Genomic DNA, 14,815 nt, shown 5'->3' with positions numbered 1-14,815 from the left:
GAAAGCACGGCCCCGGCATCTACACAGCCGCTACGCAAGAGCCGATCAACTCCCTTGCGTGACCTGCGAGAACGCTAACTACCCGGCCTTGGGGGAAGGCCCGTGCTCCCGCCCCGCCGGGTCCTACCCGGGCCGTCCGAGGAAGCCGCGACTACCGTCATTGACCAGGCATGCCGGATGCTGCGGCTCCCCACCGTCCGAGGGCAGTTTCCCGATCTCGCCGGGGTCGCGTCGCGTGAGCAGATGTCGTACCGGGGTTTCCTCGCGGAGCTGCTGCTGGCCGAGTGCGACGACCGGGTCCGCCGCCGCTTGATCGCCGGGGCGCTGAGCTCCTCTTCCAGGTGCTGACGGAAAGGGGCGGTAGGCGGCGAGCCCGACCAGGCCCACGGCTGTCAGGGCACGGTGATGACGATCTTGCCGCGCGCATGGCCGGTGGCGCTGACGTCGTGAGCGGTGGCGGCCTCCTTCAGCGGGAACACGGCGTGCAGCGGGACGGTGAGGCGGTCTTGGTCGGCGAGATCGGCCGCCAGTGGCAGCCCTGCCCAGCCCGGCGACTCCCCTGCTTCGGAGCGGGAGAACCGCACTCCGTGTCGGTCGGCGTCGAAGTCCGCGATGGTCACCACGCGATGCGGATCGCCGGCGATGGCCACCAGTTCGGCCAGAGAGCCCTTACCGGCCGCGTCCAGAACCACGTCGACGCCGCGCGGAGCCAGTGGGGCAAGGCGATCGGCCAGCCCCGCCCCGTAGGTGACCGGTACGACGCCGAGCTGGTCGAGGAAGCCGTGGTTGCCTTCGCTCGCGGTGCCGATCACGGTGAGGCCGCGGGCCTGGGCGAGTTGTGCGGTGATGGTGCCGACGCCTCCGGCGGCACCCTCGATCAGCAAAGTCATGCCCTCGGCGGCTTCCAGGGCCTCCAGTACCCGCGTGGCCGTGTCGATGTTGCCTGCGGCGCCGCCCGCTTCCTCGAAGGACCACGACCGGGGCTTGGGTGCCCATGCCTCCAACACGGCGTACTGGGCTGCAGCGCCTCCCTGATTTACGAAGGGGACGAGGCCGAAGACCTCGTCTCCCACGGCGGTGCCGGTCACCCCCTCTCCCACCTCGTCGACCATTCCGGCGGCATCCATGCCGGGGACGTGGGGGAAGTCCAGGGTGGCGATGTCCCGCAGCAACCCTGAACGCAGGTAGCAGTCAGCAGGAGTGACGCCGGTGGCACGCACCGCGATGCGGACCTGACCGGGCCCGGCGTGCGGCTCTTCGACCTCCTCCACGCAGAGGACCTCGGAACCGCCGTAGCGGTGGTATTGCACAGCAAACATGGGCAAACTCCGTATACGTAGCAAGTCGTTCAGCAGGAGAGCTTGCAGTCGCTCACCTCTGCGGCACTGTCAGATTCCCGCTGGTTCTCGTTCGGTGAAGAACTTGATCACCTCCTGGGACGTGGGGTTGTGGGCGACTGCGGCGGCGGCCGCGGCGCTGCGGGGGAACAGCCCTCGTTCGTACTCGGTGAGGGCGGTTTCGATGTCATCGGGGTGTGCGGCGAGGGCCTTGCCGAGTTCGGCGCCGTCTTGCATGGCCAGGCTGGCGCCCTCGCCGTTGGGGGTCGAGAGGTGGGCGGCGTCGCCGAGCAGGGTCACTCCCGGCACCCGGTCCCAGCGGTGCCCGACCGGCAGGGCGTGCAGGGGGCGCAGGACCGGCGCGGTCTCGCCGGCGGTGATCAGGGCGGTGAGTTCCGGTGCCCAGCCGTCGTACTCCTCCGCGATCCGCGCGGCGGCTGCGGCGGCATCGGTGAAATCGATGGTCGCGAACCAGTCTTGTGGCTTGGCCAGCGTGATGTAGGCGTGGAGGGTCCCGTCCTTCTCCCGGTGCGCCACGAACCACTTCCCGTTCCCGTCCGGGTCGAGCGCTACAAGCGTTCCGTCGCCGACCGCTTTCGCGGTGGCCGGGTGTCGGGTGTCGGCGTCGTGCAGGTGGGTCTCGACGAAGGACCGGCCGACGTATGCGGGCGTGGTGTCGCAGAGCAGCGGTCGCACTCGTGACCATGCACCGTCCGCGCCGACCAGCAGGCTCGTGGCGACGGCGGTGCCACCTGCGAAGGTCACCTCGTGGCGGCCCTTGGTGAGGGCGCGGACGCCGGTGGCCTTGTGGCCCCATCGGACGGTGCCGGCGGGGAGTGCGTCGAGCAGGATTTGTCGCAGTTCGCCGCGCTGTACCTCGGGGCTTTCGCCCGTGCCGTCGTCGGCCTTGTCGAACAGGACGGTCCCGTCTCGGCCGAGGAGCCGTATCGCTTGGCGGCCCTCCAGGACGATGCTGCGGAACTCGTCCGTCAGACCGGCAGCCTTGAGGGCGAGTTGGCCGTTGCGGTCGTGGATGTCGAGCATCCCGCCCTGCGAACGCGCCGTCGGGGAGGACTCCGCCTCGTAGACCGTGACGGGGATGCCGTGGAGGTGCAGGACGCGGGCCAGGACGAGGCCGCCGAGTCCGGCGCCGATGATCGTGACAGGAGTGTGCATGGGGCTCCTTGCGTGTCGCACACCTGCCGGGTGGGTCTGGGCAGGATCGCTGGAAGGAAGGCAGCTTGCCGGGCTGTGCAACCGGGCAGGAAACGGCTCAGACGACGATGACCCGGCGCCCGCGCGTGTGACCGGCCCGGCTGTCGATGTGCGCGGCCGCGGCCTCGGCGAGCGGGTACGACTTCTCGACCGGGATGTGGAGCTTTCCCCGCGCGATGAGGCCGGCGGCCTCGGCGAGGGCTTCCGGTACGTTCCCGGTCACGCCGGAGTACCGGACACCGTGTTCCGGCGCGCCGAGATCGGCGATGGAGATCACCTTCTGCGGGTTCCCGGTCAGTTCGACGAGTTCGCGGATCACGCCGGAGCCGGCCAGATCGAGCGCTCCGTCGACATGGCCGAGCTGCCGCACCCGCTCGGCCCAGCCCTCGCCGTATGTCGTGGCGAGGGCGCCCAGGCTGCGCAGGTAGTCCTGGTTCGCGGCCCCGGCCGTGCCGATCACTGTGATGCCGCGGTCGCGGGCGATCTGCAGCACCGCCGATCCGACTCCGCCGGACGCTCCGCTGACCAGCAGCATCTGGCCGGGCTGCACACCGGCCTGGCGGATGATGCGCAGCGCGGTCTCCACCACGGAGGGGTATCCGGCCGCTTCTTCGAAGGTCAGCCCCTCGGGCATTCGGGCCCAGGCCGACAGCACGGCGAACTCGGCATAGGTGCTCGAGCCTCGCCCGAACACGTGGTCGCCGACCTCGACTCCTTCGACGCCCTCGCCGACCTCGTCCACCACCCCGGAGGCGTCCTGCCCGACTCCGGCGGGCAGGACGACCGGGCGGACCTTCTGGAACTGGCCTTCACGGATTCTCCAGTCGACGGGGTTCACGCCCGCCGCCCGCACGGCGATGCGTATCTGGCCGGGGCCCGCGTGGGGCTCCTCGGCGCCTTCGAGGTGGAGAACGTCGGGACCGCCGAACTCGGCGAAGCTCACTCTCTTCATGCAGCCGACCGTAACACTAACGGTTGTTGTTTAGGAACAGTTACTCCTTTGGATTTGATAGTGTCAGCGACATGACCGAGCCGCCCGGACGCCGTGAGCGCAAGAAGGCCGCGACCCGACAGAAGATCGCCGACACCGCCCTGCGGCTCTTCCTGGATCGCGGGTACGACGCGGTGGGCATCCGCGATGTGGCCGCCGAGGCCGACGTGGCCGTCACCACGCTCTTCTCCCACTTCGCCTCGAAAGAGGCCCTGGTGTTCGAGCAGGACGACAGCTTCGAGCAACGCCTCACGCAGGCGGTCACCAACCGCGCACCGCACGAACCGCTCATCCCCGCACTGCGCCGCGAGATCCAGGAGATGGTCCGGCACTGCACGGCGGACGGCACCGTCCCGATCTACCGCATGATCGACGAGTCACGTGCCCTGCGGGAGTACGAGGAGTCGATGAGGCTGCGTCATGCAGAGTCGCTGGCAACGGCCATCGCTGCCGATCCCGGCCTGTCACAGACCACAACGGCCTGCCGGACGATCGCGAGGTTCGTGATCGACGCCTATTCGCTGGCCCGTGAGACGGACGATCCGCAGGCCGCGGTGGACGAGATCTTCCAGATGATCGAGGCGGCCTGGGAAGTCACCTGACCTACCACTCTGCGAGCATCGCCCGCGAGGTCGGGCCCACCCTGGCGGCAGGCTCAAGGACGTCAGGATCTCCTGCAGAGCAACTACTTCGGCGGGGCCGGCGCAGGGTGCCCGGCCAGTTGCCTGGGGAACGGCACAGCCAAGGACCGTTCTGCCTCTACCCAGAGCGCGACTTCCGCGAAAGCCAGGTCGACTGAACCCCGGGCCTCCGTCTTCTCAAACGACCTGGCATCCCGGCAGGTCAACAGCTCGCTACCTGACACATTCACTTCGACAGGACACAGCGGCTTGTGCTGCTCGCCGTTCGTGAGGGTGTTCTGAGGATGTGCCACGTCTCGTGAGACTCGGACGTGTGCCATCGCCGTGAGACTGCCGAAAACCTGCTGGTCAGAGGTTCGGCGTATGCCATGGGTTCCGCGAGAACCTACAGGGTTGTAGGGTCTCACGCTTCGCGTCGTAATCTCACGGCCGATGTCGTATGGATGTCGCATACGACATCGCCGTGAGATTGGCGAGGGGTTGAGTCTGGATCCGCTTGTCCTGTGCCCTGTCGCACTCAAGCCGGCGGATTCTCACCGCTTCTCGTTCGCGCTGTCGGATTCTCATCGCGTCATGCGCTGAGCGGCGGCGCTTGCTTCGTTCGTGGGGTTTGCTCTCATTTCGCTGGTCTCGTTCCCACTGCACCTGTCACGGTCGCTTTCGGCGGCGACTGAAAACTTACGTGGCCGCGCGCCGGGAGCAGGGCTTGGAACTGACCGACCTGGAGCAGCGGCTGGGCACCTTGGCGTCGCGTGGTGGTATCGGTCCTATGGACAACCAGCGGCGCATTCTCATCGTGGCTTACGACGACGCGCAGATTCTTGACATCGCCTGCCCCAGCGGCGCTCTGGACATAGCCAACCGGTACGGCGCGGCCCCGCCCTATGCCATCGAGCTGGGCACCCTCGGCCGCCGTGCCGCCCGTAGTTCGGCCGGCATCGTGCTCGGGGCTGGGCGAGGGCTGGAGGCGGTGACCGGACGGCTGGATACGTTGATCGTTGTGGGCGGGGTCGGGTACGAGTGCGCGGCCGCGGACGGGAGGTTGCTGGCACAGGTTCGGCGGCTGGCCGAGCGCAGTCGGCGCGTCGCCTCCGTCTGCACCGGCACCTACGTGCTCGCCGCCGCCGGGTTGCTGGACCATCGGCGGGTGGCGACGCATTGGGGGTACGGCGAGCAGCTCGCCGCCCGCCACCCCGCTGTGGCCGTTGACGTGGGACCGCTCTACATCCGCGACGGCAACGTCTACACCTCCGCCGGGGTCACCAGCGCGCTCGACCTGACGCTGTCTCTGATCGAGGACGACCACGGGCCGACGCTGGCCCGTGCCGTTGCCCGTGAACTCGTCTCCTACCTGCACAGGCCCGCCGATCAGGCCCAGATCAGCATGTTTCTGGCCGCTCCACCGCCAGAGGACCGGCTGGTACGGGACCTCTCCGGCTACATCGCCGGTCACCTGGCCGAGGACCTGACGCCCGGGGCGCTGGCGGCCCGGGCGGGAGTGAGCCCCCGGCACCTGACTCGCCTGTACACCGCGCACCTCGGCACGACCCCGACAAGGGCTGTGCGGGCGGCCCGTACGGAAGCGGCAGCGCATCTGGTGCGGTCCAGCGGGTTGTCGCTGGCCGCGATCGCCCGTCGGTGTGGGTTCGGGTCGGCGCAGACGCTGCGGCAGGCATTCCTGGATCACTATGGAGTCGGCGGAGACAGGATTCGCAGGATGCCGGACATGCCGCGAGCGCGCGTCCCGTCGGGACAGAAGACTCCCGTGTCATGACGAATTCGACGACACGCAGAGCTCTGCTCCGCGGGACCGTGGCCGCCGCCGCGCTCGCCGCCGCCGGCACCGCAACCCAAGGCGGGGTCGCACACGCCGAGCGGCGGGGTGACGGAGGGCTGGACGTCGGCATCCTGCTGTATGACGGCTACAGCCTGTTGGACCCGACAGGCCCCGCGGAGGTGCTGTCCCGGCTGCCAGGTGCGAACGTGACGATGATCGCCGAGCGCCGAGGACCGGTCCGTACGGACACGGGGGATGTGGCTGTGGTGGCCGAGCGTTCGATCGCCGAGCTCGATCGCCTGGACGTCCTGCTCGTGCCGGGCGGTGGCAATCGCGGCACGGTCGGGGCGATGGAGAACCAGGCGCTGCTCAGCTGGATCCGCCACATCGACCGCCACAGCCGGTGGACGACCTCCGTGTGCACAGGAACGCTCGTCCTCGCCGCGGCGGGGCTGCTGAACGGGCGACAGGCAACGACGTACTGGGCCTCTGCCGACTATCTGCAGTCCGAATTCGATGTGACCTATCTGCCTCAGCGCTATGTGCGTTCCGGGAAGATCATCACGGCGGCGGGGGTCTCGGCGGGCCTGGACATGGCCCTGTACCTGGCGTCCCTGATCGCCGGAGACACCACGGCGAAGGCGATCCAGCTGGCCATCGAATACGACCCGCAGCCCCCGTTCAACTCTGGCAATGCCACGGACGCCGACCCCCAGCTCAAAGAACTGGCACTGCGGTTGCTGGCCGAATCGCAGGTGTGACGGGCTCGGGGGTTTGGGCGACACTGAAAATGTCGACGGGTGCGGCACTGAGGATGCCTACGAACGAGGGCGAAGTGCCCCGCTGGGAGTGGTCCCAACGGGGCGGTTGTCGGTGAGGTGTCGTCTTGGTCGGCAAGGTGTCGGGGCGGTTCATGTGGGCTTTGCGCGTCACCTGGCAGCCAGGTGTCCGGACATCACCTTCGTGTGAGGGCAGTGCTGGCGTCGATGGCCCAGTGGTTGGCTTGTAGAACTCGGTCTGCGAATGTCACATTGCGTTCGTCGATGAACTGGAAGCCGAGAGATCGGCAGATGCCGTTCGAAGGGCCGTTGCTCGTTGCCGGAAATGCGTGCACGAGTCCCCAGCGGTCCTCGTCCCGTGCCTGTTCGAGCAAGGTGCGGACTGCGAGTTTGGCCAGTCCGCGTCCCTGGAATTCCGGCAGGACCATCCATCCGATCTCCGACATGGGCCCGTCCTCGGCGTCGTGGGACCATATGGTCACCGTTCCTGCCACGACTTCAGGCGCGGCAGGGTCAGGGACGATCATCTTGGTCCAGTCGAGATCTGCCGCTGCCTTGTGGACGTCTCGTCGGACTTTGTCCTCCATGCCTTCGCGTGGCAGTGGTCCGCCGAGGTCGGCCATCATGGTGGGATCGCACCGCATTCTGACGTATGCACCGACGTCGTCAGGTTGGACGTTGCGCAACTGCACTGGCTTCTCCTTGGCTCCCTGGACTGCTCAAATGATCCGACATGACGACCATCGCCGGTCTCGTGTCTCCCTTGCGCGGTCTGAAGCGGCTCTTCGCCGACTCGGCGGCCGATCCGCCTGCGGAACCCGCGTCCTTGGTTCAGTCGAGGACTTCGGTGACGGCGGACTGGGCCGCTTTCTCGTCGACGAGCGACTTGCCGGCGGCGATCACCGATCCGTCAGCGGCCGGACTGCTTTTACCGGCCGGCTCCCAGGTTCGGGAGCGTGCTTGTGCTCGCTCGGGTGCCGGCCGATTTGAGGTACGGCGACCGTCAAGCGTCCGATTGGCGAGCTTGGCCCAGCACTCGCGTGGCGCGAGGACCTCCGGGAGATGGCGGCGCGCTCGACGTTCGGGCCTTGCCGGCAAGGGAAAGAACTTCTGGTTCCGCGGCTGCATCCGTAGGCCGATGGGACATCCGCCTGGGCCAACGCCGCGTACCCGTACGCGGCGCGTCACCGCTTCGCGAGAAGCTTGTCAGTTCCGTTGGACGGCAAAAGGCAAAGGCAAGGAGAGCTCTCTCCTTGCCACTCTCAACGTATAGCGCGCTGGGGGGCTTGCCGCAAGACCCGGGTCACGGCGCAGAATCGTCGGCCGATGCCACAACCTGCGGAAATGGGGGCACGACGTGCGTGTGTTGTTGTCGACGTATGGGGGATGCGGTGACGTCGAACCAGTGGTGGGACCGGCAGTGCAGTCGCGGGTGCTCGGCGCGGAGGTGCGGGGGTGTGCGCCGCCCGACTGGGCGGAGTGGCCGGCCGACTCGTCAGAGGAAAGGCAACCAGGGATGAGGACGTGCTCGACAAGAGGTTCGACAGAGTTGGAGGCGCCGGTGATTCGATCGGCCACCGCAGTGCAACGGAGCACGGCTGCCTCGGAGGTATCGCAATGATTGAGCAGTACGTGTTGGATCTTCAAGAGGTCGACGAGATGCAGGTCGCGGTCGTCGGCGGCAAGGGCGCGCACCTGGGCGGGCTGTCGCGGATCGAAGGCATCCGCGTGCCGGGTGGCTTTTGCGTGACGACGGACGCCTTCCGGCGGATCATGGCGGAAGCGCCGTCGATCGACGATCGGCTCGATCAGTTGTCGCGCCTGAACCCGGACGACCGGGAGGCGATCCGCACGCTCAGCGCGCAGATTCGTCGGACCATCGAAGGGATTGCCATCCCGGGCGATCTCGCGGCGGCGATCACCCGCGCGCTCGCCCGGCTCGGCGAGCAGGCCGCCTACGCCGTCCGATCCAGCGCGACGGCAGAGGACCTGCCGACGGCCTCCTTTGCCGGCCAGCAGGACACGTACCTGAACGTCGTGGGGCCGGCGGCGATCCTCCAGCACGTCAGCCGGTGCTGGGCCTCGCTGTTCACCGAGCGGGCCGTGACCTACCGCCGGCGGAACGGCATCGACCACCGTACGGTCCACATGGCCGTGGTCGTGCAGCAGATGGTCTTCCCGCATGCGGCCGGCATCCTGTTCACGGCCGACCCCGTCACGGGCAACCGGAAGGTCGCCACCGTGGACGCAGGCTTCGGTCTCGGCGAGGCCCTGGTCTCCGGCGTGGTGAACCCGGACGTCTTCAAGGTGCGCCACGGCGAAGTCGTCGCCAAGACGATCGCCGCCAAACAGCGTGCCGTTCACGCCCTGCCGGCCGGCGGTACGCAGGAAGTGGCGATCGACGCGCAGCGGCAGGAGCAGCCGGCGCTGACGGATGCGCAGGTCGTGCGGCTCGTGCAGCTGGGGCGGCGGATCGAAGCGCACTTCGGCCGCCCGCAGGACATCGAATGGTGCCTGGTCGACGACGGCTTCCAGATCGTTCAGAGCCGGCCGATCACGACACTGTTCCCCATCCCCGAGAGCGGCGACCAGGAGAATCACGTCTACGTCTCCGTCGGTCATGGGCAGATGATGACCGACCCCATGAAGCCCCTGGGGTTCTCGATGTGGCAGCGGACGGCCATGGTGGCGATGCACGAGGCCGGCGGGAGGCTGTTCGTCGACGTCACCCAGCGCCTGGCCGCACCCGCGAGCCGCGCCGGCCTCCTGGACGTCCTGGGGAAAGGCGATCCGCTGATCAGGGACGCGCTGGAGACCGTCCTCGAGCGCGACGATTTCGTCCCGTTGCTCCCGGACGCGGCTCCCGGCAGGCCGCCGGCCGGCGGTGCGTCCGCCCCGATCGAGCCCGATCCGGCCATCGTCACCGAGCTGATCGAGCGCAGCCAGGAGTCCATCGCCGCCCTGGAGCGCGACATCCGGACGAAGACCGGACCGGCGCTGTTCGACTTCCTGCTGGAAGCCTTCGAGGAGCACAAGCGCGTCCTCAGTGACCCAGTGAGCATGCAGGCGATCATGGCGGGGATGGAGGCCACGTGGTGGCTCAACGACAAGCTGCAGGAGTGGCTGGGCGAGAAGAACGCGGCTGACACGCTCACGCTGTCCGCCCCCGACAACATCACGTCGGAGATGGGACTGGCGCTGCTCGACGTCGCGGACGTGATCCGCCCGCAGCCGGAGGTGGTGGCGTTCCTGCAAGGCATCGGCGTCGAGGACGAGGGCTTCCTGGACGAGTTGGCGAAGCTCGCGGGCGGGACCGAAGCGCGCGACGCCATCGAGGCCTACCTCGACCGGTACGGCATGCGCTGCGTCGGCGAGATCGACATCACGAGGCCACGTTGGCGCGAGCGCCCCACCACGCTCGTGCCCGTGATCCTCGACAACGTCAGGAACTTCGAGCCGGGCGCCGCCGAGCGGCGCTTCGAGCAAGGGCGGCAGAAGGCGCAGAAGAAGGAACAGGACGTGCTGTCACGCTTGCGGGCCCTGCCGGACGGGGACCAGAAAGCCGACGAGGCCAAGCGGATGATCGACCGGGTCAGAACCTTCATCGGGTACCGGGAGTACCCGAAGTACGGCATCGTCAGCCGCTCCTTCGTCTACAAGCAGGCCCTGCTGGAAGAGGCCGAGCGCCTCGTGCAGGCCAACGTGCTTCCTGAGAAGGAGGACATCTTCTACCTCACGTTCCAGGAACTCCACGACGTCGTGCGCTCGAACCAGGTGGATGACCAGCTCATCCAGCAGCGCAAGGACGCGTTCCGGTCGTACCACGCGCTCACACCGCCCCGGGTGCTCACATCGGATGGTGAGGCCGTCACCGGGGCGTACCGGCGCGACGACGTGCCGGCCGGCGCCCTGGTCGGCCTACCGGTTTCCGCCGGGACCATCGAGGGAAGGGCCCGCGTCATCCTCGACATGGCGCAGGCCGATCTCGAAGCGGGCGACATCCTGGTCACGACCTTCACGGACCCCAGCTGGTCGCCGCTGTTCGTCGGAATCGCGGGCCTGGTGACGGAGGTGGGCGGCCTGATGACCCATGGCGCAGTGATCGCCCGGGAGTACGGCTTGCCGGCCGTCGTGGGCGTGGAGCAGGCCACCCGGCTGATCCGGGACGGGCAGCGGATCCGCGTGCACGGAACCGACGGGTACGTCGAGATCCTGCCTTGACCGACCACACCGAGAAGCCCCATCCGTAGCTTCCGACCAACTGATGGTTTCAGAATGACTCGTGGAGTCTTGGGGTGCAGACGGGCTTGAGTAGTTCCGTATGGAGGTTGGCCCGACATCCGTCACGGATGTGGGTCCGCCATCCATGGCGGTCGCGCTGATGGCGATTCTTGAAATTGACCACGGCTACTCGTTGCCGCACTCGGTTCGGTTTTCAAGGGAGCGGGGCGTTGCAGCGAGCGTCGCGGACAGAGCCGGCCGCCCGCCGCGTTGCTGATGAGTCGGGTTCGCCGTGTTCGCTAGCGTCGACCCATGTTGCATACGAGATTTACCGAAATGTTCGATATCACTTACCCGGTGATGGCGGCACCCATGGGCTTGCACAGCGGCGGGACGCTCGCCGCCGCTGTTTCCGCGGCCGGCGGGCTCGGCTCCTTCGCGGGTACGCATCCTTGGAAAGGGCCTGACTGGATCCGTGCAGAGATCGCGACCATCCGCGCCACGACGGACCGCCCGTTCGGAGTCGGCTTCATCACACCGTTCCTCCCCTTCACCGAGCCGCATTTCGATGCCGCACTGGAGGAGCGACCAGAGATCATCGCACTGTCGTTCGCCGACCCCCAGCCGTGGCTTGCTCGCGCCAAGGACGCGGGAGCCCGGGTGATGTGCCAGGTCCAGAACTACGATGACGCGGAGAAGGCTGTCGCCGCGGGTGCCGATGTCCTCGTGGCGCAGGGTACCGAGGCCGGTGGCCATACCGGGACGATGGGCCTGCTGCCGTTCCTGGCAGGGATCGTGAGGCGTTATCCCGATGTTCCGGTGCTGGCCGCAGGGGGCATTGGCGACGGTCGAACACTCGCGGCAGTCCTCACCGCCGGTGCGGACGGCGCATGGTTGGGCACGGCGTTTCTTGCCACGCCAGAAGCGATCGAGGTACACGATGTCCACAAACGCCTGATCGTCGAGAGTGATGGCAGCGACACCGTATGGACGCGGACCTACGACATCGTGTCGGGGCTGCCGTGGCCGGCGACCATCGGCGAACGCGTCCGCCGCAATCGGTTCACCGATGAGTGGTCAGAGCGTGAGGCGACGCTGCGGGACCGCAAAGAGGAATTTGCGCCCCCGGAAGGCCTTAACCCCCTTGAGTCCCCACCCGATCCCGACACCAGCGCGATCCTCTACGGTCAGTCGGCGTTCTTCGTCGATGCCGTCCGCCCCGCTGCGGATGTGGTCCGGACGATCAGTGATGAGGCCGAGGCAATCCTGGCCTCGCGGCCTCGATCGCTGCTGAGTTGACTGAGAGTGTGAACGGCGAGGCCGGTCCGATGGGGCGGTGCGCCCGGCGGCCATCCCTACCGACTGGCTTGATCCGAAAGAAACGACCTGGCTCAAGTGATGTTGTGCCCAATCGGAGACGCCGCTCAGCCGGACGGCAGCTTTGACGGGGTCACCGGTTCGGGTGGGCTGGCCCACCTCAAAGTCGTGGCCAGTCAGGCCGCTTTCTTCCTCAACGATGCGAGCGATGCGATAGGCCAGTTCCATCACCCCCAACGCCGCAGGCCCCGAGTGGCGGTAAGCGACCTCTATGTTGGCTGTGTCCCCGCAGTAGTCGAGCTGCACGCGTCCCGGCGGACCAACCGTCTCAAGGGTCAGGCTGTACAGGTACTCCTCAGACTCGACAGATCCGATGTCCCGCGAGACTCGGTCCAGGATCCGGTCCCACTCAGCCCGTTGCGCGTCGGTAAGCCGGAGCAAGGGAAGGTCAGCGTCGGGATCGAAGCCGGCGTTGAGGCGGTCGAGCGTCTCTTGAAGCGTCAGACCCGGCTGTACCCGCACGAGCATGATGTCGTAGGTCACCGGGTGAATCTACGCAAACTTCCGGTCCTCGGCGACAGCATTGACTCAGCCACCAGAGCTGACTCGCCCGTGGTGATCCAAACGAAACCGCCTAGTAGGGCTTTGTTAGGTGGTGTCGTGGGGCTGCCATGGGGTGGGTTGTCGGCAGGTGGGGCAGGTTCCGGTCCAGGTGGCGAGGAGTTGTTGGAGGAGGTCCAGGGCCTGGTAGAGGGTCAGGCCCTGGCAGGGGCTTTTGGGCAGGTCCGCTGTTCGGTGAGGAAGAGGTGGGCGGCGGTGACGAGGGTGACGTGGCGGTGCCAGCCGGTGAATGAGCGGCCTTCGAATCAGCATGCGGCCGGCGCCCGCACCGATCTACCGCCGGCACCCGCCTCAAAGGGGGTCGAAGAGAGGGAACACCAGGGCGAGACGCCGTGGCAGAGCCTGGTCGCCCGCCTGGTGGAGGTGGTGCTGGAGGTGAGGGCCTGGGCCGTTCGCGGGGCGGGTTCACCAGCAAGATCCACCTGAGCGCGGATGGCCGTTGCCGCCCCCTGTCCCTGGTTGTCACTCCAGGTCAGCGGGCGGACTGCACCAAGTTCATCGCCGTGCTGGAGAAGATCCGCGTCCCCCGATCCGGCCCGGGAAGGCCACGCGTGAAGCCGGACAGCCTCGCGGCCGACAAGGCATACAGCAACGGTCCTGTTCGCGAGTACCTGAGACGGCGGGGGATCCGCCACACGATCCCGGAGAAGACCGACAGCCAGGGCGCCCGCCTGCGGAAAGGCTCACGCGGCGGACGGCCGCCCGGGTTTGACCAGGACCGCCACAAGAAACGCAACACCGTCGAACGGGCGATCAACCGTCTGAAACAGTTCCGCGCGGTCGCCACACGCTTCGACAAGCGCGGCTACGTCTTCCTCGGCACCGCCACCGCGGCGTCCGTCGCGATCTGGCTCCGAACGTGAGTCCCTACGCGACCCAGCAATAGACACCTTGGCCCTGTCGTCGGGCGCTGCTGACGAGAGCAGCCAGATCACTCAGGATCACGGACACGATCTCTGTGTCTATGACCTCGCCGTCCTCCGCACGCTGCAAGGACCACGCAACAGCGGCATCCTTCAACTCCGACCGCTCAGCCTCGGTGAGTGCTGCGGACAGGCGAGTTGAGATCGCGAAGACGACGCACCCGTCATTGTCCTGGCCGGCGACGAGACGAGGCTCACCAGCTTCGACGAGTTTTTCAAAGCTGCCGCCGACAAGAAGGCCACAGCTTCTTCGGGATCGAAGTTGCCGAAGGAGAGCGACTCGAATGCGCATCGCGGCCCGGTCTGAAGAACCAGAGCCGCTGACGTGTCATCCGGAGCCGTGAAGAACTCGACGATGATGCTCACCCGAGCATCATGCCGGACCGCCCACGACCGTGATCGGCCGGACAGCTCCAACGGGTTTTTGCGGAGTCTCCGTGGCCGGATGCCACGGTGTCCACCGTCGTGCAACTGCCGACCGGGAAGGCGCTGACCGTCCGGACGGCGGCCGACGTGTTCCTCGACTCGCTCGGCAACTCGAACACGGTCCGGAACTATGGGGCGGATGTTCCTCAGACCCCGACCCGCCCGGACGCGAAAACTTCCTGATCAAGGCCGGGAGTCGGCCCGGCATCACCATGCACGTCGACCTCAACTACAACTTCGACGTCAAGCTCTGCGCCAAGCGCTCCGGCGGCTACATATACGCATACGCCAAGGTCGACTTCGAGGGACCCGTCTGGTATGTCAACCAGACCGACACACTCGACGCCGCCCGCTTCCACCTCCAGATCAAAAAGTCCGTATCCGGCACCGACCCCGTCGTGAAATCGGCAAACTACACCGGCCTCGAGTACAAGCTCGAACATGGCAACACGTCAGGCAACGGCAGCTACACCACCGGGACGATCAAGTACAAGGCCGGCTCAGGCCGCTACCTCGCCGACGGCGTCATCCAGCTGGACTGGGACGGTGACGGCAAGGGCTACCGGA

General features: G+C 67.3%; 12 protein-coding genes and 2 pseudogenes. 9 read left to right on the top strand and 5 right to left on the bottom strand.

Annotated elements, in window-relative coordinates; genetic code table 11:
* Window positions 1-102: 102 nt before the first annotated feature.
* Window positions 103-309: pseudogene (locus tag ACGFU7_RS45770) on the top strand (AAA family ATPase); the annotation flags it as partial.
* Window positions 310-392: 83 nt separating this feature from the next.
* On the opposite strand, the gene ACGFU7_RS45765 reads toward ACGFU7_RS45770, so the two are convergent.
* The 3 genes from ACGFU7_RS45765 to ACGFU7_RS45755 all read right to left on the bottom strand — a co-directional run bounded on the left by ACGFU7_RS45765 (window position 393) and on the right by ACGFU7_RS45755 (window position 3,504).
* On the bottom strand, window positions 393-1,319 hold the full coding sequence (locus ACGFU7_RS45765) for an NADP-dependent oxidoreductase (protein ID WP_393704519.1): 927 nt from the start codon (window positions 1,317-1,319) through the stop codon (window positions 393-395).
* A 69-nt stretch (window positions 1,320-1,388) separates the two neighbouring features.
* Window positions 1,389-2,513 (bottom strand): FAD-dependent oxidoreductase, encoded by a 1,125-nt coding sequence (locus ACGFU7_RS45760; protein ID WP_393704518.1) that lies wholly within the window; start codon window positions 2,511-2,513, stop codon window positions 1,389-1,391.
* 97 nt (window positions 2,514-2,610) lie between these two features.
* A complete protein-coding gene (locus tag ACGFU7_RS45755) occupies window positions 2,611-3,504 on the bottom strand; it encodes an NADP-dependent oxidoreductase (RefSeq protein ID WP_393704516.1) in 894 nt (297 codons plus the stop codon).
* 71 nt (window positions 3,505-3,575) lie between these two features.
* On the opposite strand from ACGFU7_RS45755, the gene ACGFU7_RS45750 reads away from it, so the two are divergent.
* The 3 genes from ACGFU7_RS45750 (at window position 3,576) to ACGFU7_RS45740 (ending at window position 6,722) form a co-directional block, all read left to right on the top strand.
* Window positions 3,576-4,145 carry a TetR/AcrR family transcriptional regulator gene (locus tag ACGFU7_RS45750; protein WP_393704514.1) on the top strand — a complete coding sequence of 190 codons (570 nt, stop codon included), beginning with the start codon at window positions 3,576-3,578 and terminating at the stop codon, window positions 4,143-4,145.
* A gap of 808 nt (window positions 4,146-4,953) precedes the next feature.
* Entirely contained in the window at window positions 4,954-5,958 is a 1,005-nt protein-coding gene (locus ACGFU7_RS45745) for a GlxA family transcriptional regulator (RefSeq protein WP_393704521.1), read from the top strand.
* Window positions 5,955-6,722: a DJ-1/PfpI family protein gene (locus ACGFU7_RS45740; protein ID WP_393704512.1), complete on the top strand. Its 768-nt coding sequence runs from the start codon at window positions 5,955-5,957 to the stop codon at window positions 6,720-6,722. Before ACGFU7_RS45745 ends, ACGFU7_RS45740 begins: the two co-directional genes overlap by 4 nt.
* A 194-nt stretch (window positions 6,723-6,916) precedes the next feature.
* Here the strand turns inward: ACGFU7_RS45740 and ACGFU7_RS45735 are convergent, their stop codons facing one another.
* On the bottom strand, window positions 6,917-7,432 hold the full coding sequence (locus ACGFU7_RS45735; protein WP_393704510.1) for a GNAT family N-acetyltransferase: 516 nt from the start codon (window positions 7,430-7,432) through the stop codon (window positions 6,917-6,919).
* Window positions 7,433-8,357: 925 nt separating this feature from the next.
* Between ACGFU7_RS45735 and rph the strand changes: the two genes are divergently transcribed.
* The 3 genes from rph to ACGFU7_RS45720 all read left to right on the top strand — a co-directional run bounded on the left by rph (window position 8,358) and on the right by ACGFU7_RS45720 (window position 13,762).
* Window positions 8,358-10,961, top strand: coding sequence for a rifamycin-inactivating phosphotransferase (gene rph / locus ACGFU7_RS45730; protein ID WP_393704508.1), 2,604 nt, complete (start codon window positions 8,358-8,360; stop codon window positions 10,959-10,961).
* A gap of 312 nt (window positions 10,962-11,273) precedes the next feature.
* Window positions 11,274-12,260 carry an NAD(P)H-dependent flavin oxidoreductase gene (locus ACGFU7_RS45725; protein ID WP_393704507.1) on the top strand — a complete coding sequence of 329 codons (987 nt, stop codon included), beginning with the start codon at window positions 11,274-11,276 and terminating at the stop codon, window positions 12,258-12,260.
* Between the two features lie 971 nt (window positions 12,261-13,231).
* Window positions 13,232-13,762: an IS5 family transposase gene (locus tag ACGFU7_RS45720; RefSeq protein ID WP_393704505.1), complete on the top strand. Its 531-nt coding sequence runs from the start codon at window positions 13,232-13,234 to the stop codon at window positions 13,760-13,762.
* A 153-nt stretch (window positions 13,763-13,915) separates the two neighbouring features.
* Here ACGFU7_RS45720 and ACGFU7_RS45715 read toward each other — a convergent pair whose 3' ends face one another.
* Window positions 13,916-14,188 carry a hypothetical protein gene (locus ACGFU7_RS45715; protein WP_393704503.1) on the bottom strand — a complete coding sequence of 91 codons (273 nt, stop codon included), beginning with the start codon at window positions 14,186-14,188 and terminating at the stop codon, window positions 13,916-13,918.
* 87 nt (window positions 14,189-14,275) lie between these two features.
* Between ACGFU7_RS45715 and ACGFU7_RS45710 the strand changes: the two genes are divergently transcribed.
* Together ACGFU7_RS45710 and ACGFU7_RS45705 are read left to right on the top strand one after the other, a co-directional pair.
* On the top strand, window positions 14,276-14,431 hold the full coding sequence (locus ACGFU7_RS45710) for a hypothetical protein (protein WP_393704502.1): 156 nt from the start codon (window positions 14,276-14,278) through the stop codon (window positions 14,429-14,431).
* A gap of 29 nt (window positions 14,432-14,460) precedes the next feature.
* Window positions 14,461-14,815 (top strand): annotated as a pseudogene (locus tag ACGFU7_RS45705) (hypothetical protein); the annotation flags it as partial.

The organism is Streptomyces sp. NPDC048473 (assembly GCF_043200155.1).
In the GTDB taxonomy this organism is placed as follows: domain Bacteria; phylum Actinomycetota; class Actinomycetes; order Streptomycetales; family Streptomycetaceae; genus Streptomyces.
Note: the sequence above shows the minus strand (reverse complement) of the source record. Positions and strands in the feature narration are given on the sequence as shown.

Excerpts from the sequence above, each read along its gene's own strand:
- rph (WP_393704508.1), top strand. The coding sequence starts at position 8,358 with ATGATTGAGCAGTACGTGTTGGATCTTCAAGAGGTCGACGAGATGCAG.
- ACGFU7_RS45740 (WP_393704512.1), top strand. The coding sequence starts at position 5,955 with ATGACGAATTCGACGACACGCAGAGCTCTGCTCCGCGGGACCGTGGCC.
- ACGFU7_RS45760 (WP_393704518.1), bottom strand. The coding sequence starts at position 2,513 with ATGCACACTCCTGTCACGATCATCGGCGCCGGACTCGGCGGCCTCGTC.
- ACGFU7_RS45725 (WP_393704507.1), top strand. The coding sequence starts at position 11,274 with ATGTTGCATACGAGATTTACCGAAATGTTCGATATCACTTACCCGGTG.
- ACGFU7_RS45765 (WP_393704519.1), bottom strand. The coding sequence starts at position 1,319 with ATGTTTGCTGTGCAATACCACCGCTACGGCGGTTCCGAGGTCCTCTGC.
- ACGFU7_RS45755 (WP_393704516.1), bottom strand. The coding sequence starts at position 3,504 with ATGAAGAGAGTGAGCTTCGCCGAGTTCGGCGGTCCCGACGTTCTCCAC.
- ACGFU7_RS45745 (WP_393704521.1), top strand. The coding sequence starts at position 4,954 with ATGGACAACCAGCGGCGCATTCTCATCGTGGCTTACGACGACGCGCAG.
- ACGFU7_RS45750 (WP_393704514.1), top strand. The coding sequence starts at position 3,576 with ATGACCGAGCCGCCCGGACGCCGTGAGCGCAAGAAGGCCGCGACCCGA.